Raw genomic sequence first — 20,661 nt, 5'->3', positions numbered from 1 at the left:
TTGCGGCGCGCTTCGGCTAGGCACCGCGCCGTATGACCGAAAAACCCGACTATCGCGACACCGTCTTCCTGCCGAAGACCGATTTCCCCATGAAGGCCGGACTGGCCCAGAAGGAACCGGCGATTCAGGCACGCTGGGAGAAGATCGACCTTTACGGCAAGCTGCGCGCCCAGCGCGCCGGCCGTGAACGCTTCATCCTGCATGACGGCCCGCCCTACGCCAATGGCGACATCCATATGGGCCATGCGATGAACAAGGTGCTGAAGGACATCGTCGTCCGCAGCCAATCGCTGCTGGGCAAGGACGCGCCCTATGTTCCGGGTTGGGATTGCCACGGCCTTCCGATCGAATGGAAGATCGAGGAAGAATATCGCAAGAAGAAGCTGAACAAGGACGAGGTTCCCCCCGCCGAGTTCCGCGCGGAATGCCGCGCCTATGCCGAAAAATGGGTCGCGGTGCAGCGCGGGCAGTTCGAACGGCTGGGCGTCATGGGCGACTGGGACGATCCGTACCTGACCATGAAGTTCGAGGCCGAGGCCGCGATCGTCGCCGAGCTGCTGAAATTCGCCGAGACCGGCCAGCTCTATCGCGGCGCGAAGCCGGTGATGTGGTCGCCGGTGGAGAAGACCGCGCTCGCCGAGGCCGAGGTCGAATATGAGGACATCGTCTCGACCCAGATCGACGTCGCGTTCGAGATCGTGGAAAGCGCGATCCCCGAACTGGTGGGCGTGCAGGCCGTCGTCTGGACGACGACTCCCTGGACGATCCCGGTCAACCAGGCGCTGAGCTATGGGGCCGAGATCCAGTATGGCGTCTACGCCGCGCCGGACTCCCCGGCGCGCTTCCTGATCGCCGAGGAACTGGCGGAAACCTTCCAGAAGCGGACGGGCCTGACGCTGGCCGCCACCGCCTCGATCAAGGGCGCCGAACTCGCGGGCACCGTCGCCCGCCACCCGATGCACCATCTCGGCGGCTTCTTCGCGAAGCCGCGCCCCTTCCTGGCCGGCGATTTCGTCACCACCGATGCGGGCACCGGGCTTGTCCACATGTCGCCCGACCATGGCGAGGACGATTTCCTGCTCTGCAAGGAAAACGGCATCGATCCGGTCTTCGCGGTCGATGACGCCGGCATGTACCGGCCCGACTGGCTGTGGCTGGGCGGCCAGGGCAGCGTGATCAACAAGAAGTTCGTCGCCAGCGACGGACCGATCTGCAGCGACCTGCGCGACGCCGGCGCGCTGCTCGCCGCGTCCGACGATTTCTCGCACAGCTATCCGCATAGCTGGCGATCCAAGGCGAAGATCATCTTCCGCTGCACGCCGCAATGGTTCATCCCGATGGATCGGCCCAATCCCCCTCTCCCCTTCAGGGGAGAGGGCCGGGGTGTGGGGGAGTCGACACCCGTCGTGGAGCTGGACGTTCCCCACCCCAACCCCTCCCCTGAAGGGGAGGGACTTGTTCTGGGCCATGCGCAGGGCAATGGCGCGACGCTGCGCCAGATCGCGCTCGACGCGATCGCGCACACGCGCTGGGTGCCGGAAAAGTCGCGCAACCGCATCAACGCGATGGTCGAGGGACGCCCGGACTGGGTGATCAGCCGCCAGCGCGCCTGGGGCGTGCCGATCGCGCTGTACGTCCACCGCCAGAGCGGTGAATATCTGGTCGATACCCAGGTCAACGCCCGTATCGTCGAGGCCTTCACCACCGGCGGCGCGGACGCCTGGTATCAGGCGGACCATCAGGCGCTGCTCGGTCCGGCCTATGATCTCGCCGATTACGAGGTCATCACCGACATTCTCGACGTCTGGTTCGACAGCGGCTCCACCCATGCGTTCGTGGTCGAACAGCGTTACGGCGAAGGCGTTCGCGCCAATCTGTATGTCGAGGGATCGGACCAGCATCGCGGCTGGTTCCAGTCGTCGCTGCTCGAATCGAGCGGCACGCGCGGCCGCGCGCCCTATGACGCGGTGCTGACCCATGGCTTCGCGCTCGACGGCCAGGGCAAGAAGATGTCCAAGTCGCTCGGCAACGTCGTCGATCCGCTGAAGATCATCGGCGAGAGCGGCGCGGACATCCTGCGCATGTGGGTCGCCTCGGTCGATTATTTCGAGGACGTCCGCATCGGCAAGGAGATCCTGGCCGGCACGTCGGATGCGTATCGCAAGCTGCGCAACAGCTTCCGCTACCTGCTCGGCGCGCTCGACGGCTTCACCGAGGCGGAGGCGGTTCCGGTCGCCGAGATGCCCGAACTGGAACGCTATGCGCTGCACCTGCTCGCGACGCTCGACGCCGATCTTCGCGCCGCGACCGACGGCTTCGAGTTCAACCGCTATATCCGCGCGCTGACCGACTTCGCCAACGAGGACCTTTCGGCCTTCTTCTTCGATATCCGCAAGGACTGCCTCTATTGCGATGCGCCGTCGGATCCGAAGCGGCGCGCCTATCGCACCGTGCTCGACACGCTGTTCCATGCGCTGGTCCGCTACGCGACGCCGATCATTCCGTTCACCGCCGAGGAAGTCTGGCAGAGCCGCTTCCCCGACGAGGACGGATCGGTGCACATGCTGACCTGGCCGGAGGTCGATGCCGGCTGGGTGGATCCCGCGCTGGGCGCCAAGTGGCAATCGGTGCGCGCGCGCCGCGAAACCGTGACCGAGGCGATCGAGCCGCTGCGCCGCGACAAGGTCGTCCGCTCCAGCCTGGAGGCCGAAGTGGTGGTTCCCGATCTCGCGGGCCTGTCGGCCGGCGATTTCGCGGAGATCTGCATCGTCGCCAGCGCCACCGCCGGTGACGCGGTCTCGGTCGAGCGCACCGAAAAGGCGAAGTGCGGGCGCTGCTGGCGGCACTTGCCCGAGGTCACCGAGGACGGCGACCTGTGCGGGCGCTGCGAAACGGTGGTGAATGGCTGATCCGTTCGGGCGCGGCCCATCCGCCGCGCCTTTCCGACATCGCCCGTTTCCGCTTTCGCGGAAATCGCAGTAGAAGGTTTCCGATGACCGAAGCCATCCGTTCCCATCGCCGTCTCGGCCTGATCCTGGCGCTTGCGATCTTCATCGCGGACCAGCTCGTCAAATATGTCGTCACCGGCCCGCTGGGCGTGGACGGCTATGGCAAATCGCTGGAGATCCTGCCTTTCTTCAACCTCACCTATGTCGAGAATTACGGTGTCTCGATGGGCTTCCTGCGCGCCGACAGCGAAGCGATGCGCTGGGGCCTCGTCGCCCTGACCATCGCGATCAGCGTGGGCGTGACGGTGTGGATGTGGAAGGAAAAGCGCCGCGCCGACATATTGGGCCTGGGGCTCGTGCTGGGCGGCGCGCTCGGCAACATCGTCGATCGCGTGCGCTTCGGCCATGTCGTCGATTTCGCGGACCTCCATTTCGGCGAGATCCGTCCCTTTTTGATTTTCAACGTCGCCGATGCTGCTATTACGATCGGCGTGCTCATCCTGCTCGTGCGCGCGCTGCTGGTGCGCGACAAGGCCGAGGATGCGGCGAATGGTACGGAGACTGTGGATGCGTAAGCCGGCATTGATCGCGACCCTGGGGATGGCCCTGACCGGTCTGTCCGCGTGCGGATCGAGCGGCTATCTGGACCGTGAACGCCCCGATGAATTCGCCGTCACGCGCAATGCGCCGCTGGTGATTCCGCCCGATTTCGCGCTGGTGCCGCCGGCACCCGGCGCGCCGCGCGCGACCGAGGCGGATTCGAGCACCCAAGCACTTCAGGCGATGTTCGGTGGGCCTTCGGCGCGCAGCGCGGCCGAAAGCGGCGTCGTCAGCCAGGCGGGCGGCGCGCGGTCCTCGGCGGGCATTCGTTCTGACGTCGGCGATCCCAAGACCGATGTGGTCGACAAGGGCGCCGTGACCCGCGACATCATCGCGGCGCCGGAAGGCGACGGCCAGGACGCGCGCGCGACCACGCCGCCGAAATAAGCGCGGCGCCGGACGCCCGGCACGCCTTTCATATCCCGGAAAGTGAAAAGGGACCGTGCACCCCCCGGTACGCGGCCCCTTCCCCCCTGTTGAGCCTGACCGCCGCGCCAGGAAGCGTGATACGCCTCCGCGCGAGCCGGACATCAGGCTCCCCCCAACTCGTGGATCCCTGTCGTGGCGATGCCCGTCAGGTCTCCGGAATATGCGGTAATTAAATAAATACAGCATGTTCGCAAGTGTTTGTGATCGCACCGCCGGGCGACCGCCCCCGGCCACCCGCGCGGCGGATCAATTCCTCGTCAGAACGAAACGCCGACCGACGCGACGATGCCCCCCTTCGAGATATTCTTGCCGCTGATCGCGTTGAACGACGCGCCATCGGTATCGACATAGGACAGGCCGAACGACAGGTTCTTCCAGGCGTAGGTGGCGCCCAGGCTCCAGTCGCTATATTCCTTGCCGATCGTCAGGAAGCTCGGCCCGAAGCTGTGGCCGAAATGCGCCGCCACCGACAGGGGCGTGTTGGGAATGCCCGCCGACAGGTCCGCCGCCAGATAGAGATTGTCCTCCTTGCCGCCGCCCACCGAAAGCGCGTTCGACTTGGGCGCATAGTTGGCGGTCAGCTTGCCGGTGACGGGGCCGAAGGTGTGCGAGACAGAGATATAGGGCTCGAAAAAGTCGCTGTCATAGCCGGGGATGATGTCTTCGGCGCCGGGGTAATAATAGTAGAGAACGCCCATATCGAGCGTGGTGCCGCCTTCGAACGTCTTCTTCCACCCGACGATGAAATCGACTTCCTGGTCGCCGCCGCCCGCGACATAATCGTCGATCGAGGACCCCCAGACCGTGGCGTAGAAGCCCGAATCATGGGAGACCGTGAAGCCGCCCTGCACGGCGAACTCCTTGTCGGTCTGCGAGATGCCACGGAAACGATAGTCGGAGACCAATGTCGCGCTGCCCGAAAGCGTTATGCTGCTTTCTTCCTCGGGTGCGTCCTGCGCGAAGGCAGGTGTTGCGAGCATGGCGATAGCCAAGGCCGTGAGGCCAGTGATGGACGTGCGCATGATGTTCCTTTCTGGTTCAATGCGTCGTCCCGCCTGCGTTCCCGGCCTCGCTTCTCTGGAAAACCGGAGCGAATTACCTTGGGAACGATCGAAAGATGGCCGATTGTGCTGCGGTGCACAAGATCATTGTGCTGACAATGGCAGCGAACAGCCCCGGCTGTTGCGGCAACGCAACACCACCGCCGGCGAACGGGATAAGCCTTTGTTAGGACTGGCCGGGCTAGGATCGAACCATGTCCAATCTCGGCAATTCCCCGACCATCGAGGCACGGCCCGCGCCGGCCGAGCAGATCGCGCAGCTTCGCGCGATCCGCGCGCTGGTCGATGAACTGGCGGGCAACACGCCAGACAACGGCGCCACCGCCGACGACCTCGACAGGCGCTATGATCATGCTTCATCGATCGTGCAGCGGCGCTTCGACGCCCTGGCCGGGGAAACCGCGGCCTATGCCGCCGACGGACTCTCCGCTCTGATCGCCGGGCGCGGCGCCGGCGCCATGGTGGCGGGCGCGGCCGCGCACCTGGCTCGCGAGATGGCGCGTTCGATCCGTCGCATGGAAATGCTGCTGAACTGACCTGATGCGGAGGCGGACGGGATCGCCTGCCCGGCCCTCAGTTTCAAGCCGGTGACGTCGATCGCATCGTGATCTGGCGCTGTGGCAACGGCACCTCGATATCATTCTCGCGGAACAGCCGCCACAGGCGGATCAGCACGTCCGACTTCACGTTGGTGACGCCGCTTTCGGGATCGCTGATCCAGACCAGTATCTCATATTCGATGCCGTTCTCGCCGAACGCCAACATCCACACATTGGGTGCCGGATCGTCCAGCACGCGCGGCGCCTCTCGCGTCGCGTCCATCATCAATCTCTGCACGAGATCCTGATCGCAGCCATAGGCTACCCGGACGGGGATGTGGATGCGGACGTTGCGGTTGGAATAGGACCAGTTCTCCACTTCCTGGGTCATCAGATTCTCGTTGGGAATCAGATGCTCCTTGCCGTCGCGCGTGACGACGGAAACCGCGCGGATGCCGATCTTGTTCACCCAGCCGAAGCTTTCGCCGACCACGATCACGTCGCCCGGCTTGATCGAACGATCCATCAGCAGGATGATGCCGGCGATCAGATTGCCGAAGGTCTTTTGCAGGCCGAAGCCGACGGCAAGGCCGAGCGCGCCGGAAAAGACGGCAAGCGCGGTCAGATCGATGCCGAGCAGGTCTATGCCGACGAAGAAGGCCGCGACGACCAGCGCGATGCCGACGATCTTTTCGGCGAGCAGGCGCTGCGTCGCGTCGAGCGCGTCGGTGCGGCGGATATAGCGGCGCAGCAGGCGATGGGTCAGCCGCACGCCGACATAGAGCGCGATGCCGATGACGACGAGGCGGCTGCCGCTGAGCAATGACACGCGATAGCGGCCGGCCTCGAAACCGATCCGGTCCATCATCACGACAACCGGATCGAGCGCGGGCACCTGCCCCGAGAACAGCACGAGCATCAGCACGAGAACCGCCAGGCCAGCCAACCAACGACCGATCGCCGCGACGCCGATCCGGGCCTGATTCATCCGCGCGCGGCCCTGAAACGGTCAAGCCCGGCAGCGAGATCGGCGATCAGGTCCGCCGGATCCTCGAGGCCGATCTGGAGGCGGACGAGCGGGCCGGTTGCCATCCATGGCGTCGCGGTGCGAAGCGGGCCGGGATCGGCGGGAATCGCAAGGCTTTCATAGCCGCCCCAGGAATAGCCGATGCCGAACAGGTCCAGCCCGTCGATCAGCGCGGCACGCGCCGCATCGTCGCCATCCGCGAGCGTGAAGGCGAACAGCCCCGACGCGCCGGAGAAATCGCGGCGCCAGATCTCGTGCCCCGGGCAGCCGGGCAAGGCCGGATGCAGGACGGAGGCGACGTCCGCCTGTTCCGCCAGCCATTCCGCGACGGCCAGCGCGCTGGCCTGGTGGCGTTCCATCCGCACGGCGAGTGTGCGCAATCCGCGCGCGCCAAGCCAGGCATCGTCGGGGCCGGCATACTGGCCGAGTGCATAGGTGGTGTTGCGCACGGCCGGCCAATATTCGGCATTCGCCGTCACCGATCCCAGCATCGCATCCGAATGGCCGACGATATATTTGGTGCAGGCCAGGATCGAGATATCGACGCCATGGCCGATCGCGGGGAACAGCAGCGGCGTCGCCCAGGTATTGTCGATCAGAGTCACCACGCCCCGCGCCTTCGCGGCGGCGCAGATCGCCGGCACGTCCTGCACTTCGAAGGTCAGGCTGCCGGGGCTTTCCATGAAGATCGCGCGCGTCTTCTCGCCGATCAGCGCGGCGATCCCCGCCCCGATCATCGGGTCGTAATAACGCGTCGTGACGCCGTAGCGGCGAAGCAGGCCGTTGCAGAAGGCGCGCGTGGGCTCATAGGCGCTATCGACCATCAGCAGTTCGTCACCGGGCGAAAGCACCGCGAGCAGCGCGGTGGTGACCGCCGCCACGCCCGAGGAATAGAGCAAGGTGCCTTCGGCGCCCGGCTCCATTTCCGTCAGCGCGTCAGCCAGCGACCATTGGGTCGGCGTGCCGCGCCGGCCGTAAAAGAGCTTGTGGTGCGTATCGCGATTGCGCGCGCGCATCTCCCCGACACTGTCGTAGAGGATCGTCGAAGCACGCCAGACCGGCGGATTGACCACCCCGCCCGTCCATTCCGGGCGGCGCCCGGCCTGGACGAGCCGGGTCGCGTCGCCGCGCGCCTTCGCGTCGTCCCGCTTCTTCGTGTCGTCGGCGCCGCTCACGCCTGTCCCGTCGCCTTGGCGGTGGTCAGATCGGCGCCCCATTCACTCCATGAACCGTCATAGAGCGAAACCTTTTGCGCGCCCGCCAGCACCGCGCCGAAGAACAGCACCGACGCGGTGATGCCCGATCCGCAGGTGGTGACGACGGGTTTTTCGAGATCGATCCCCGCCGCATCGAACGCCGCGCGGATCCCCTCCGGGCTCTTCCAGCGGCCGTCCGTCTCGAACAGGCCGCCATAGGGCAGGTTCTTCGAACCCGGGATATGGCCCGCATGGGTGCGCGGGCGCGGATCCGGCTCCTGGCCGGTGAAGCGCGCGGCGCTGCGGGCGTCGACGATCTGTTCCTTCTCGAACGCGACGACATCCTTCATCTGGTCGAGCGTGCGGAGCGTCGCATCGTCCTTCCAGACGGTGAAGTGGCGGTGGCGCAGCTTCTCCTTGCCGGTCGCGACCTCGCGCCCCTCGTCCTTCCACTTGGCGAAACCGCCGTCGAGAACCGCGACATGGTGCGCGCCGAACAGCTTGAGCATCCACCAGGCCCGCGCGGCGGTGTGCAGCGAGGAATCGTCGTACAGCACGATGCGGCTGCCGTCGCCCAGACCCAGAGACTGCATGCGGCTGGCAAACTTCTCGGCCGGCGGCAGCATGTTGGGCAGATCGGTGTTGGTGTCGATCAGGTTCTCCAGGTCCATGTAGACCGCACCCGGAATATGCGCCGCCTCGTACAGCGCGGCGGCGTCACCGCCGCCGGGCAGGAAATAAGTGGCGTCCACGACGCGCAGATCGGGAGCGCCCAGTTCGCCCGCCAGCCATTCGGTGGAAACCAACATGTCCATAGATTTACGCTCCCGATTCCTGTTTCGACGGACCGTGACCATTTCGGGCCGAACGGTCCGCGCCGGTCAATGCCGTATCGATAGGGGCAAAGCCCGATTCCTGCCTAGACCATCCGCGCGCCGGAGTGAATCAAACCGACGCATTTTCCAGCTTTCGCTGAAAAACAGCCGCATATCCGCCCCTGCCCGATACGCCTTAGTCACCGCCCGCGCCCGCGTCGAGACGACAAGGTCGCGCCGCCGATCCTTACCTAATCTTTACTCCTCGCGCTTAGCCTCGGCGCGCCCAAATGGAGTAGCCGCATGCATATCGCAGCGAAGATGGCCGTCGACATCCCCGCGTCCAATCGGCGGCGCGCCGAACGCGAAGCGGTGGAGGTTTCGACCACCCTGCGCGCGTCGGGCCATCATGGGCTGGATGTGGTGATCCGCAACATCTCGACGCTCGGCTTCATGGCCGACGCGACCGGCGAATTCGAACCCGGCGACCATGTCCGCGTCCGCCTGCCCTCGCTCGGCACGGTCAGCGCGCGCGTGGCCTGGGCGCGCGAGGGCCAGATCGGCGCGGAATTCGAGCAGGAGATCGACCTGCACAAGCTTCGCGCCGTGCTGGCGGTGACCGGCGCGGCGCCGGCGAAGCGCGAACGGCGGCCAAAGCTCGTTTCCTGACGCTTCATCCGAAAAGCGGAGACGCTTCCCTGGCCGCGCGATTCGCATGTCGCGAGGTCCGCGGTAGCTATTTTTCCCCGGATGACGTAACGTCCCCGCCCGTCATTCATCTGCGGTAAAGTTTCGCTAGGGCAACGTTGGGGACATGGGGAAGGCCGCTCTCATCATCGCAGCGACTGCGCTCGCGCCGATCGTGTTGCTCTGCGCCGATGACGCGACCGCCGCGCGTTCCTCCACGACGCGTTCCAATACCGAGGATTGCGAGGAACGCCGGAGCGCACCGGTCGCTTCGGCAGCTCCGCTCCTCGACATCCGCATGCCGAAGCCCGCGATCCTGAAACGCAAGCGCCGTTATATCCGCATGTGATCCAGGGGGATCATATCCGATCCGCCGTCATGGCGCGGGTCAGCATTGCTCATATTTCCAGTTTCGCCTTTTGCCCTCCGCCAGCCAGGCGATCGCCTGCGCGATGCGGCGGTCACATGTTTCCTCCCTTTTCGCCTCGGCGATCCATTCGACATATTCGCGCCTGTGGCTCGGGCTCAGCGCCGTGAATGTCTTCGCCGCCTCGGGCGCATCCTCAAGCGCGTTCGCAAAGGCCGGTGGCACGATCAGGTCGGGCTTGGGGTGCTTGAGCGTTCGGGGGGCGCCGACGCCGTTGTCGATCAGATCAACCGCGCGGCCGATCAGCCGCCCGAGCGAGGCGTCGTCGGGCAGATCGTCGAGCGTGGTCATCCGGCCGAACTGCCCCATCGCATCGCGCGCGCGCCCGGTTTCGCCGGTCACTTCAGCGCCGCGCCAGAAGCCGAAGGTCGCGTGCGCCTTGAACGCGGCCATGTTGCACAACAGCTTGTCGCGATAGGTCCAGGCCGGGGATCCCCATTTGATCGTTTCCCATGCATCTGGGCAGTGCCGCGCCACCGCGTCACGCAGCGCCGTCAGGATCGGGCGGGCGAAGTCCGCCTGGCGCGCGATATAGGCGTCGATCCGCTCGTCCTTCGCCATCGCGAACCCCCTCCCTGTCTGTCATATGAACGGGCGGTAGTTTTTCGTTCACGAAACTCTCGCCGTGTCTGTCCGTTTAGCACCCGTTCCGCCGGAGGGTGAACATGAAGGAGGATAAGATGAAGAAACTCGTTCTAGCGTCGATCATGCTGGCATTCGTCGTCCCCGCCGCTCCGGCGATGGCCCAGTCGCCGAGACAGGCCGAACGTGAATATCGCCGCGACGTGCGCGAAGCACAGCGCGACTATCGCGAAGACGTGCGCGACGCCCGCCGCGACCGCCGCCAGGCCAATCGCGATTGGCGCCGCTATCGCGATTATGACTATAATCGCCCGGAACGCGGCTATCGCAGCTATGACGCCGCCCGCTATTATCGCGACGGCCGCTATTATCAGGCGCGCCGCATGGGCCGGAACGACCGCATCTATCGCGGCAATGACGGGCGCTATTATTGCCGCCGCCAGGACGGAACGACCGGCCTGATCATCGGCGGCGCGATCGGCGGCCTGCTCGGCAATTCACTCGCATCCGGCCGTTCGAGCACCTTCGAAACCATCCTGGGCGCCGGCGCCGGCGCACTGCTTGGCCGCGAGATCGATCGCGGCGGGGTTTCCTGCCGCTAAACCGCGGACAGCATCTGCGCGGCAGGAGGTCCGGCGGGCTGCGTATCGCCCGCCGGGCCAACCGCGTATCCAGCTTCGCGCAGATGCTTGCCATGGGACGTCCGCCTGCGTTACTAACCTTTATGTCAGTAACGCAGGCGGGAGCCGGTCATGGCCTATGCGCACAGCTTCGAAGCCAATCCCCATTGGTTGCCCCGTGGCGTCGGCCAGGCGATCGACCATATTCCCGGGCATGACGGCCGCCCCTTTGTCGGCTCCACGCTCGACCAGCTTCGCGATCCGCACGCATTCACGCGGCGCATGCATGCCCGATATGGGCCGGTCTATCGCATCCGCAGCTTTGGCGGGCGCACCGTCACCCTGCTCGGCCCCGACGCCAACGAACTGATCCTGTTCGATCGCGACAAGCTGTTCTCGTCCGAACAGGGCTGGGGCCCGATGCTCAACCTGCTCTTTCCGCGCGGACTGATGCTGATCGATTTCGAAAAGCATCGCGCACATCGCCGCGTCCTGTCGGTCGCGTTCAAGCCGGAACCGATGCGCCGCTATGCCGAATCGCTCAATGAAGGCATCGCGGCGCGCGTTCCGGACTGGAGCGGCCGCGACATCCGTTTCTATCCGGAGATCAAACAGCTTACGCTGGATCTGGCCGCGTCGTCCTTCCTCGGCATCCCCTTCGGGCCGGAAGCGCAGCGCGTGAACCAGGCCTTTGTCGACATGGTGCAGGCGACGGTCGGTGTCGTGCGCATTCCCCTGCCCTTCACCGACATGCGGCGCGGCGTGAAGGGCCGCGAATATCTGCTCGATTATTTCGGCCGGGAGGTGCCCAGGCGGCGCGACGGCGACGGCGACGACATCTTCAGCCAGATCTGCCGCGCCACGCACGAGGACGGACGGCTGCTCGCCGACGACGAGATCGTCGATCATATGAACTTCCTGATGATGGCGGCGCACGACACCATCACATCCTCGCTCACGTCGATGATCTCGGCGCTCAGCCGCAATCCCGAATGGGAGGAGAAACTGCGCGCGGAGATGCTCGGCCTTGGGCTCAACGGCGACGCATTGCCCTATGAGCGCGTCGATGACCTCGTCCTCACCGATTACGCGTTCAAGGAAACGCTGCGGCTGATCCCGCCGGTTCCGTCCATCCCGCGCCGCGCGGTGCGCGACTTCTCGTTCGGGGGCTATGATTTCCCGGCGGGCACCTATGTGGCGGCCGCCGTGGCCTTCACCCACAAGATGCCCGAGATCTGGCCCGATCCCGAACGCTTCGACCCCATGCGCTTCTCGCCCGAGGAAGCGCGCGGACGCCACAAATTCGCCTGGGTGCCCTTTGGCGGCGGTGCGCATATGTGCCTGGGCCTGCACTTCGCCTATCTCCAGGCCAAGACCTTCCTTTACCACCTGTTGACGACGCATCGCATCGTGCGCACGCATCAGGGCGAAACCGCCTGGCAATATTGGCCGATCCCCAAGCCGAAGGACGGGCTGCCCATCCGTTTCGAGCGATTGTGACCCGCCGCTTGACGACGGAAAGCCGCAACTGTATTATCTGATTAATACAGCAGGAGACGACCCGATGCGCGCTTCCCTTCTCGCCCTGACCGCCCCGTTGGCGCTGCTTGCCGGTTGCGGCGGCGGTGACGATGCCGGCACCAGCATCTCGATCAAGGGCAATGACAGCGAAGGCAAGCCCGCCACCGCCAGCATGGACGGCGGCAGCGGCGCGGTGAAGATCGACGTTCCGGGCTTCGAAGCCAATATCAAGCTGCCCAAGGTCCAGCTCGACGCCGACAATTTCGATATTGGCGGAGTGAAACTCTATCCCGGTTCCAAGGTCACTTCGATGAACATCGACGCGGCGAAAAAGGGCGAAACCAAGGATTCAGTGACGATCGCGTTCGATTCGCCCGCCGACGCGGCAACCGTGAAAGCCTGGTTCCTGGAAAAGATGAAGGCGGAAAGCTTCACCGTGGCGGAGGCCGCGACCGGCCTGTCCGGCAAGACCGACGACGGCAATGCCTTCACGTTGACGCTGAACCAGGGGGCGGCCGGCAGCAGCACCGGCTCGATCGCCATCACCGAGTGATCCGGCTTCAGGTCGGCTCCGTCACCTGCACGCGGCGCATGCCGGCGAGCGTGCCCGCCGTATAGACGGCGAGCCCCGTCCAGATCAGCGTGAAGCACAGGATGTGCGACAGCGTCAGCGGCTCGCCATAGACAAAGACGGCCAGCAGGAAGACGATCGTCGGCGCGACATATTGGAGCAGGCCCAGTGTCGCATAGGGCATGCGCCGCGCCGCCGCCGCGAACAGCAGCAGCGGCACCGCGGTCACCACACCGCTGATCACCAGCAACAGCGTGATGGTGTGATCCGATCCGAACGCCGCCTTCTCCGTGGCCGACAGCCACAATGCCCAGCCCAGCGCGAAGGGCGAGAGAATCATGGTCTCGATCGAGAGGCCCTCGATCGCCTCGACGGGCGCCATCTTGCGCAGCAGGCCGTACACGCCGAAGCTGAAGCCGAGCGTGAGGCTGATCCACAGGCCCGATCCCGCGCCCCATGCCAGAACCAGGACACCGGCGGCCGCCAACGCCACCGCGATCATCTGCACCCGGCCGAGCCGTTCCTTCAGGAAGATCACGCCGAGCGCGACGTTGATCAGCGGATTGAGGAAATAACCCAGGCTCGACGCCAGGACATGATCGTTGAGCACCGCCCAGATATAGACCAGCCAGTTGCCCGCGATGAGCGCCGCGGACAACGTCAGGTAACGCAGCGCCACGGGATTGCGGAACGCGGCGCGCAAATGCGGCCAGCGGCGGCTGAAGGTGATCAGTCCCGCAAGCAGGACCAGCGACCACAGGATGCGTTGCGCGACGACCTCGCCGGCGGAGACCGAGCCCAGCAGCTTGAAGAAGACCGGGAGGAAACCCCAGATCAGATAGGCGGACAATCCGTAGAACAGTCCGGCCCGACCTTGCGAGATACGCGCGTCCATGGCGCGCGCCATAGCAGAGTCGGCAACAAGGGCGAGGCGTTATCGGCTTGCCCGGGGCAAAGAAATTGATGCCTTGTCGCGACGGCGGCTATTCGGCGCTGTCGAGCAGGAACGCGTGATGCGTTTCACCGTCGCCCGTCACCGCCAGGATCTCGTCCCGCTGCCGGGGATCATAATCGTCCAGATCGCCGGCCGCGCCATCAAGCTCCACATCGAGCCCGATCAGCATTTCATCCGGATGGCGCGCTGACATCACGGGCATATCGGTTTTTTGAGGCGGCACGGTCTCTCTCCTGAAAACAGGTTGATCCACGCCCCGGAGACTCGCCCCCCAGGGCGAACCGCAAGGGCAACATTCCGGGGCGCTCCAGTCAATAGGCTTTCCTTGTATCCGAGATGGGCCGTCACGATCCGCCGATGGAGTGATCAAGGCGGCGCAGGGCTTCCACCTCAATCGATCAGGCTCAAGACCATGATCGTTCCGGATCGTCGGATCCGGAACGTGAATCATGGTCTCGACTATTGGATGAGAGCCTGATTCACGACTTCGGCGGAAGCACGAAGTGCTTCCACCTCAATCGATCAGGCTCTAGGAGGGCCGCGAAACAAAGAGGAAAGACGGATTATGGCGGAACCGCTGAGAGTGGCGATCGCGGGGCTTGGCACGGTGGGCGGCGGCGTCATTCGCCTGCTCGAGGTGAACCAGGCGCTGATCGAACGGCGGGCAGGCCGGCCGATCGAGATCGTCGCCGTCTCCGCGCGTGACCGCAGCAAGGATCGCGGCATCGATATCTCGCGCTTCCAGTGGGTCGACGACATGACGACGCTGGGCGAGATCGATGGCGTGGACGCCGTCGTCGAACTGATCGGCGGGTCCGACGGCCCCGCGCTCGCACTGGCGCGCCGCACCCTCGCGGCGGGCAAGGCGTTCATCACCGCCAACAAGGCGATGATCGCGCATCACGGCCTAAGCCTGGCCGGCGTGGCGGACGCGCAGGATATTCCGCTGAAGTTCGAGGCCGCGGTCGGCGGGGGCATTCCCGTGATCAAGGGCCTGCGCGAAGGTGCCGCCGCCAACGAGATCAAGCGGGTCTACGGCATCCTCAACGGCACCTGCAATTATATCCTGACGACGATGGAACAGGACCGGCGCGACTTCGCCGGCGTCCTCGCCGAAGCGCAGGCGCTCGGTTATGCGGAGGCCGATCCAAGCTTCGACATCGACGGCGTCGACGCCGCGCACAAATTGTCGATCCTCGCCAGCCTGGCGTTCGGCAGCGAGCTGGATTTCGAGGGCGTCGCCACCACCGGCATCCGCCATGTGATCGCCGCCGACATCGCGGAGGCGCAGGCGCTCGGCTTCCGCGTCCGGCTGGTCGGCATGGCCGAGGCGGACGGAGACGGGCTGTTCCAGCGCGTCCATCCCTGCCTGGTGCCGATGGCGCATCCGCTGGCGCATGTCGCGGGATCGCTGAACGCCGTGGTCGCCGAGGGCAATTTCGTCGGCCGGCTGTTCTTCCAGGGTGCGGGTGCGGGCGACGGCCCCACTGCATCGGCGGTGGTCGCCGATCTGATCGACGTGGCGCGCAACGAATATGGCCCCGCCTTCGCGATGCCGGTGGGATCGCTCGCGCGCCCGCCGCGCGCCGATTCGGGCGATCGCACGGGCCGCACCTTCCTGCGCCTGACCGTGCAGGATCGCACGGGCGTGCTCGCCGAGATCGCGACGGCGATGCGCGATGCCGGCGTGTCGATTGAAAGCTTCATCCAGCGTGGCGCGAGCGAGGACGGCGGCGCGCTGATCGTGCTCGTCACCCATGCGTGCCCCGAACGCTGCATCACCGACGCGCTGGAACGACTCGCCGGATCGGACAGCCTCACCGGCCAGCCGATGGTGATGCACATCCTGGATCTGTAGATTCGTCCGCCATTTCGGCGAAAGCCGGAATGGCGTCTTGCTACTTCCGCCCCGGTATCGGTGGCGGATCGATCGCCCCATCCGGGTCGATCAGCCGCTTGATTCCCGTGATCACCGCAGCGGCGGCTGCCACGACCGGCAACCCGCCGGTGCATGATTCGCCGGTCTGGACGACGCCGCACGATCCCGTGCGCATACGCGCGGCGGACGCACCGGGCAGATCCCCGGTCGCGCGCCTTTCTCCATCGGGCGCATCGCGTTCGTTGCGCAGCGGCAATCGCGCGCGCTGATCGTCGCGCTTGCCGCACACCAATATCTCGCCGGAGATGGGGTCTGCGCCGGCGCAGCGCGCATCGGGCACCGCGACCATGTCTTTGAAATTGGTGAGCGCGTCCTCGGCGGTCAGGCCCGCCGTCTGCGCGCGAATCGATGGAACGCATGCAAGCGCCGCCAAAAGGCAGAAAGCACGCACGGCGATTCTCGACATTGCAACAACCCTCGCCTATCGCGCTTTCGCAGCCGATAGAGGGGAACACGAAGCCGATGGTGGAAGCAAGCCGGATTCTCGACCGGGTCCTGGTGCTCGAAATGGTCCGCGTCACCGAAGCCGCGGCGATCGCCGCATCGACGCTGATCGGGCGTGGCGACGAAAAGGCGGCCGATGCCGCCGCCGTCGAAGCGATGCGCATGGCGTTCAACGATCTCTACATGGACGGCACCGTCGTGATCGGCGAAGGCGAACGCGACGAAGCGCCGATGCTCTTCATCGGCGAGAAGGTCGGCAACGCGATCGGCACCGGCCCCAGGATCGACATCGCGCTCGATCCGCTGGAAGGCACGACCATCACCGCCAAGGCCGGCCCCAACGCGCTGGCCGTGCTTGCCATTTCCGAAGAGGGCGGCCTGCTCAACGCGCCCGACGTCTATATGGAGAAGCTTGCGGTCGGCCCCGGCTATCCCGACGACATCATCGACCTCAACCGTCCGGTGAAGGACAATGTCTGCGCCGTCGCGGCGCACAAGGGCGTCGATCCGTCCGAGATCATCGTCTGCGTGCTCGATCGCCCGCGCCACGAGAAGCTGATCGCCGAGCTGCGCGCGATCGGCTGCGGCATCATGCTGATTCCCGACGGCGACGTCGCGGGCGTGATCGCGACCACCGATCCCGAGACCACGATCGACATGTATATGGGATCGGGCGGCGCCCCCGAGGGCGTGCTCGCCTGCGCGGCGCTGCGCTGCGTCGGCGGCCAGTTCAAGGGCCGGCTGCTGTTCCGCAACGAGGACGAGAAGGCCCGTGCGCGCAAATGGGGCATCACCGATCTCGACAAGGTCTATGACCTGAAGGAACTCGCCAAGGGCGACTGCATCTTCGCGGCGACGGGCGTGACCGACGGATCGCTGCTCGAAGGCGTGAAGCGCAAGCGCGGCGGGCTGATGACCACCGAAAGCGTCGTCATGCGCGCCAGTTCCGGCACGGTACGCTGGGTGCGCGGCGAGCATCGCAAGCCCAAGTGATTCCGAAGGGCTGCGGGGTTTCCTTTACTCGCGCAGCCCCTTCAATCCGCTCAGTTTCATCGTCGCCGGCTTTTCGCCCGGCAGGATCACGATCGCGTCGAAGCCGTTGATGACTTCACGGAACGGCGTGTGATCGCTTTCCTTGAGCGGCGCGCGCACCAGCCGTTGCATCGGGCGCAGCGCGCGCAGATCGACGATCACCGGCTGGGCCGGCGGCGTCGCGGGCAGCATCACCTTCAGCCAGTCCGGAACATCGGCATAGCCCGCGCCCGTCAGCGGCAACACGAACAGGCCATAAGCATCCTTGCCGTTGGCGATCGCGAATTCATGCGCGAAATTGCCGATCGGGAAGGCCTGGGTCGGGTTCTTGCCGCGATACATATGGTTCGCGCCGAACTTGAACAGCGCCTTGGGCAGCGCCCCGCGCTTCGCGGCGCGCCGATAGCAATCCATGAACAGCCGCTTGAACCAGGCCTCGCGCACGGTGTTGTTGAACAGCGCCACCGGCTCGCCCGCCTCGGCGCGGCGATAATAGCTGAAGATCTCCGCCGAGCGCATGAGGCCGAGCAGCATCTCGTCATGTCGTGAGCCCGGCTTCGCGCCAAATTCCGCGCGCAAGCGTTCGAGCCGCTGTTCGATCCTCGCTTCCGACAGGAAATTGACGCTGTAGCGGGCGTCGGGATCGCGCATCAGCGCATGGGCGCGCAGGGCGGCGATCTCCGCGCGCACCGCCCGATTGGGCGCGGCTGCCGCCAGTTCGTCGAAATAGCGGACCGGCCCCAGCGCCTGCTCGATCCCGCAGATCGCCTCCGGCCCCTTCTCCAGCCGCCCGACCAGCGCCAGCAATTCGAGATCCTGGTCGGACGCGAATTCGAAGAGATTGGGGTAACGCGCGGCGAGCGCACCAAGCCGCCGGGCATCGCCACGGTTCGCGGGCGCCAGCGCATCCTCCATCGCGATCCTGTCCTGCTCGACGACGAGATGGCGGAAGCCATGCCGCTCACGCAACATCCGGAAAAGCGCCGCGGCGAAGACGGGCGTGTCGTGGAGATAATGATCCTCGCCGAACAGCACGAACTGGCTGTCGGCGGTGGCCGCCTCGAGGAAATCGGCGCCAGGGCCGGCAAGTGCCTCGTTCGTGAACGAGAATGGCCGACTATGCGTCGCGATCAGCTTTGCCGGCTCTGGATCCGCCGCCGCCAGCGGCGCGTGGATCGTCGCCATCGCGGTCAGCGAGACGGCGAGCATCGTAAGACGCGATCGTCCGCGCATATGTCCTCCCCTCAACTGTATTATTCAAATAATACAGCTAGGGTCGACAACGTCAAGCGCTGGACAGGGTTGGATGCTTGGCCGATGCTTCGCCATCGACTCCGCATCGGGGGACCCTATGCCTCGCATCCTGCTTTCCACGGCCGCCGCGGTGGCGGCGCTCCTCTGCTCCGTCGGCGGCGCCCTCCCCATCCCGGCCGCCACCGCGCAGACCGCCGCGCAATCGCCCTTCACCTTCGAGGAGCTGATGGTGCCGATGCGCGACGGCACGAAGCTGCAGACGGTGGTGCTGCGCCCCAGGGGACGGACGGAGCGCCTGCCGATCCTGCTCGTCCGCACGCCCTATGGCGTGCCGGGCGCCGCGCCGCGACAGGCGCCGGGCTATCTGCGCGCGATGATGGCCGACGGCTATATCGTCGTGATGCAGAGCATGCGTGGACGCTTCAAATCCGAGGGGTCGTTCAGCGCCTCAATGGCGGTCGATCCCGACGATCCCAAGGTGATCACCGAAGCGACCGACGCCTATGACACGATCGACTGGCTGGTGAAGTCGCTGCCGGGCAACACCGGCAAGGTCGGCATGCTGGGGGTTTCCTATCCCGGCCTCGCCGCAGCCGTCGCGCTGATCAAGCCGCACCCCGCGCTGAAGGCGGTGAGCCCGCAGGCGGCCTGGGCGGATTGGTGGATGAACGACGATCTCCACCGCAATGGCGCGATCCGGCTGAGCTATGCGACCGACTGGCTCTGGGGCCTTCAGGCCGAGAAGATGGACAACGCCCCCTTCCCCTATGACGACGCCTGGGATCTTTACGACTGGTTCCTGGCGCGCGGGAACGCCGAGACCATCGAGACCGATTACATGAAGGGCCGCGTTCCCGCCTTTCGCGCGCTGATCGACCATCCCGACTATGACGCCCACTGGAAACGCGAGCGCTGGATCGACCGGCTGGGCAAGACGACGGTGCCGACGCTCAATGTCGCCGGCTTCTGGGACCAGGAAGACCCGTGGGGAAGCTGGGAAATCTATCGCAAGGCGGAGAAGAACGACCCCGACGGCCTGAACCTGATGGTCGCCGGGCCATGGAACCATGGAAGCTGGACGGGCAAGGGCGACATGATCGGCCCCGTCGTTCCGATCGGCACCGAAAGCGGCACCCAGTTCCAGGCGGAGATCCAGGCGCCCTTCTTCCGTTACTGGCTGCACGGCAAGGGCCAGAAGCCGGGCTGGGAGGCGCGGATGTTCCAGAGCGGATCCAATGTCTGGAAAAGCTATGCGCAATGGCCGCCCAGGGAAGCGAAGCCGACCAGCCTGTATCTCCATGCCGACGGCACATTGTCGTTCACCGCGCCCGGCGCCACCGCCGCCGACAGCGGCCATCGCGACTATGTCTCCGATCCGGCGCGCCCCGTTCCCTTCCGCGCGCGGCCGATTTCGCCCACCTATCCGTGCGGCGACTGGTGCTGGTGGGAAGCGCGCGACCAGCGCTTCGTCGACGGCAGGCCCGACGTGCTCACCTATGTCAGCGCGCCGCTCAGCGAAGACCTGACGGTAAGCGGCGAAGTGGCCGCGACCATCTTCGCGTCGACCAGCGGCACCGACAGCGATTTCGTCGTCAAGCTGATCGACGTCTATCCCAACGATGCGCAAAAGGCCCCCTGGGGCGATGGCGCGCCCGCGATCGGCGCCTATGCCGACACGCTCAACGGCTATCAGTTGCCGATCGCGATGGAGGTGCGGCGCGGCCGCTGGCTGGCGTCGCGCGAGAAACCCGCCGCATTGACGCCGGGCAAGGCGATGGCCTGGCAATTCCCGCTGCGCGACCACGATCATGTGTTCCTGAAGGGGCATCGGATCATGGTGCAGATCCAGTCGAGCTGGTTCCCCATGCTCGACCGCAACCCGCAGACCTTCGTGCCCAACATCGCGAAGGCACCGCCCGAAGCCTATAAAACGGCCAATCAGCGCGTCTTTTCGACGGCGGACATGGCATCGCGGATCATCTTGCCCGTCATGAAATAAGGATCGGGGGAAGCG

Annotated in this window: 21 protein-coding genes; 12 read left to right on the top strand and 9 right to left on the bottom strand. The window is 65.6% G+C overall.

Going from position 1 to position 20,661, the window contains the following annotated elements:
- Nucleotides 1–32: 32 nt before the first annotated feature.
- From ileS to ACODTA_RS09120, 3 genes are all read left to right on the top strand, one after another.
- Nucleotides 33–2,909 carry an isoleucine--tRNA ligase gene (gene ileS / locus ACODTA_RS09130; protein ID WP_489065595.1) on the top strand — a complete coding sequence of 959 codons (2,877 nt, stop codon included), beginning with the start codon at nucleotides 33–35 and terminating at the stop codon, nucleotides 2,907–2,909.
- An 83-nt stretch (nucleotides 2,910–2,992) separates the two neighbouring features.
- On the top strand, nucleotides 2,993–3,523 hold the full coding sequence (gene lspA, locus ACODTA_RS09125) for a signal peptidase II (RefSeq protein WP_489065594.1): 531 nt from the start codon (nucleotides 2,993–2,995) through the stop codon (nucleotides 3,521–3,523).
- Nucleotides 3,516–3,935 carry a DUF3035 domain-containing protein gene (locus tag ACODTA_RS09120; protein ID WP_489065593.1) on the top strand — a complete coding sequence of 140 codons (420 nt, stop codon included), beginning with the start codon at nucleotides 3,516–3,518 and terminating at the stop codon, nucleotides 3,933–3,935. Before lspA ends, ACODTA_RS09120 begins: the two co-directional genes overlap by 8 nt.
- A 299-nt stretch (nucleotides 3,936–4,234) precedes the next feature.
- On the opposite strand, the gene ACODTA_RS09115 is transcribed toward ACODTA_RS09120, so the two are convergent.
- Nucleotides 4,235–4,999, bottom strand: a complete 765-nt coding sequence (locus ACODTA_RS09115; protein WP_489065592.1) for a TorF family putative porin — start codon at nucleotides 4,997–4,999, stop codon at nucleotides 4,235–4,237.
- Nucleotides 5,000–5,232: 233 nt separating this feature from the next.
- On the opposite strand from ACODTA_RS09115, the gene ACODTA_RS09110 reads away from it, so the two are divergent.
- The gene (locus tag ACODTA_RS09110) at nucleotides 5,233–5,574 is read left to right on the top strand and encodes a hypothetical protein (protein ID WP_489065591.1); all 342 of its coding nucleotides are present in this window, start codon (nucleotides 5,233–5,235) and stop codon (nucleotides 5,572–5,574) included.
- A gap of 43 nt (nucleotides 5,575–5,617) precedes the next feature.
- Here the strand turns inward: ACODTA_RS09110 and ACODTA_RS09105 are convergent, their stop codons facing one another.
- Genes ACODTA_RS09105 through sseA form a run of 3 tightly spaced genes read right to left on the bottom strand, consistent with a single transcriptional unit; the run spans nucleotide 5,618 to nucleotide 8,615 of the window.
- The gene (locus tag ACODTA_RS09105; protein ID WP_489065590.1) at nucleotides 5,618–6,565 is read right to left on the bottom strand and encodes a mechanosensitive ion channel family protein; all 948 of its coding nucleotides are present in this window, start codon (nucleotides 6,563–6,565) and stop codon (nucleotides 5,618–5,620) included.
- Nucleotides 6,562–7,821: a cystathionine beta-lyase gene (gene metC, locus ACODTA_RS09100; protein ID WP_489065589.1), complete on the bottom strand. Its 1,260-nt coding sequence runs from the start codon at nucleotides 7,819–7,821 to the stop codon at nucleotides 6,562–6,564. Before metC ends, ACODTA_RS09105 begins: the two co-directional genes overlap by 4 nt.
- Nucleotides 7,776–8,615 (bottom strand): 3-mercaptopyruvate sulfurtransferase, encoded by an 840-nt coding sequence (gene sseA / locus ACODTA_RS09095; protein WP_489065587.1) that lies wholly within the window; start codon nucleotides 8,613–8,615, stop codon nucleotides 7,776–7,778. Before sseA ends, metC begins: the two co-directional genes overlap by 46 nt.
- Before the next feature lie 303 nt (nucleotides 8,616–8,918).
- Here sseA and ACODTA_RS09090 point away from each other — a divergent pair, with 303 nt between their 5' ends.
- Together ACODTA_RS09090 and ACODTA_RS09085 are read left to right on the top strand one after the other, a co-directional pair.
- Entirely contained in the window at nucleotides 8,919–9,284 is a 366-nt protein-coding gene (locus tag ACODTA_RS09090) for a PilZ domain-containing protein (protein ID WP_489065585.1), read from the top strand.
- A 145-nt stretch (nucleotides 9,285–9,429) separates the two neighbouring features.
- A complete protein-coding gene (locus ACODTA_RS09085) occupies nucleotides 9,430–9,651 on the top strand; it encodes a hypothetical protein (protein WP_489065584.1) in 222 nt (73 codons plus the stop codon).
- A gap of 39 nt (nucleotides 9,652–9,690) precedes the next feature.
- Here the strand turns inward: ACODTA_RS09085 and ACODTA_RS09080 are convergent, their stop codons facing one another.
- Complete coding sequence (locus ACODTA_RS09080; RefSeq protein ID WP_489065583.1) at nucleotides 9,691–10,290, bottom strand: YdeI/OmpD-associated family protein; 600 nt, start codon at nucleotides 10,288–10,290, stop codon at nucleotides 9,691–9,693.
- A 119-nt stretch (nucleotides 10,291–10,409) separates the two neighbouring features.
- Between ACODTA_RS09080 and ACODTA_RS09075 the strand changes: the two genes are divergently transcribed.
- From ACODTA_RS09075 to ACODTA_RS09065, 3 genes are all read left to right on the top strand, one after another.
- Entirely contained in the window at nucleotides 10,410–10,913 is a 504-nt protein-coding gene (locus tag ACODTA_RS09075; RefSeq protein ID WP_489065582.1) for a glycine zipper 2TM domain-containing protein, read from the top strand.
- A gap of 150 nt (nucleotides 10,914–11,063) precedes the next feature.
- Nucleotides 11,064–12,431, top strand: a complete 1,368-nt coding sequence (locus tag ACODTA_RS09070; RefSeq protein WP_489065581.1) for a cytochrome P450 — start codon at nucleotides 11,064–11,066, stop codon at nucleotides 12,429–12,431.
- A gap of 64 nt (nucleotides 12,432–12,495) precedes the next feature.
- Complete coding sequence (locus tag ACODTA_RS09065) at nucleotides 12,496–13,005, top strand: hypothetical protein (protein WP_489065580.1); 510 nt, start codon at nucleotides 12,496–12,498, stop codon at nucleotides 13,003–13,005.
- 7 nt (nucleotides 13,006–13,012) lie between these two features.
- Here ACODTA_RS09065 and rarD read toward each other — a convergent pair whose 3' ends face one another.
- Both rarD and ACODTA_RS09055 read right to left on the bottom strand, forming a co-directional pair.
- The gene (rarD, locus tag ACODTA_RS09060; protein WP_489065579.1) at nucleotides 13,013–13,918 is read right to left on the bottom strand and encodes an EamA family transporter RarD; all 906 of its coding nucleotides are present in this window, start codon (nucleotides 13,916–13,918) and stop codon (nucleotides 13,013–13,015) included.
- A gap of 88 nt (nucleotides 13,919–14,006) precedes the next feature.
- Nucleotides 14,007–14,180 (bottom strand): hypothetical protein, encoded by a 174-nt coding sequence (locus ACODTA_RS09055; protein ID WP_489065578.1) that lies wholly within the window; start codon nucleotides 14,178–14,180, stop codon nucleotides 14,007–14,009.
- Between the two features lie 363 nt (nucleotides 14,181–14,543).
- Here ACODTA_RS09055 and ACODTA_RS09050 point away from each other — a divergent pair, with 363 nt between their 5' ends.
- Entirely contained in the window at nucleotides 14,544–15,836 is a 1,293-nt protein-coding gene (locus ACODTA_RS09050; protein WP_489065577.1) for a homoserine dehydrogenase, read from the top strand.
- Nucleotides 15,837–15,876: 40 nt separating this feature from the next.
- Here ACODTA_RS09050 and ACODTA_RS09045 read toward each other — a convergent pair whose 3' ends face one another.
- On the bottom strand, nucleotides 15,877–16,323 hold the full coding sequence (locus tag ACODTA_RS09045; RefSeq protein ID WP_489065576.1) for a hypothetical protein: 447 nt from the start codon (nucleotides 16,321–16,323) through the stop codon (nucleotides 15,877–15,879).
- A gap of 56 nt (nucleotides 16,324–16,379) precedes the next feature.
- Between ACODTA_RS09045 and glpX the strand changes: the two genes are divergently transcribed.
- Nucleotides 16,380–17,354 (top strand): class II fructose-bisphosphatase, encoded by a 975-nt coding sequence (glpX, locus tag ACODTA_RS09040; RefSeq protein WP_489065575.1) that lies wholly within the window; start codon nucleotides 16,380–16,382, stop codon nucleotides 17,352–17,354.
- A gap of 24 nt (nucleotides 17,355–17,378) precedes the next feature.
- Here glpX and ACODTA_RS09035 read toward each other — a convergent pair whose 3' ends face one another.
- On the bottom strand, nucleotides 17,379–18,626 hold the full coding sequence (locus ACODTA_RS09035; protein ID WP_489065574.1) for a hypothetical protein: 1,248 nt from the start codon (nucleotides 18,624–18,626) through the stop codon (nucleotides 17,379–17,381).
- Between the two features lie 118 nt (nucleotides 18,627–18,744).
- Between ACODTA_RS09035 and ACODTA_RS09030 the strand changes: the two genes are divergently transcribed.
- Nucleotides 18,745–20,646: a CocE/NonD family hydrolase gene (locus ACODTA_RS09030; protein ID WP_489065573.1), complete on the top strand. Its 1,902-nt coding sequence runs from the start codon at nucleotides 18,745–18,747 to the stop codon at nucleotides 20,644–20,646.
- Nucleotides 20,647–20,661: the final 15 nt, after the last annotated feature.

The organism is Sphingomonas sp. FG14 (assembly GCF_057809675.1).
The sequence above is the reverse complement of the archived record's forward strand: the minus strand, read 5'-3'. Positions and strand labels throughout refer to the sequence as shown.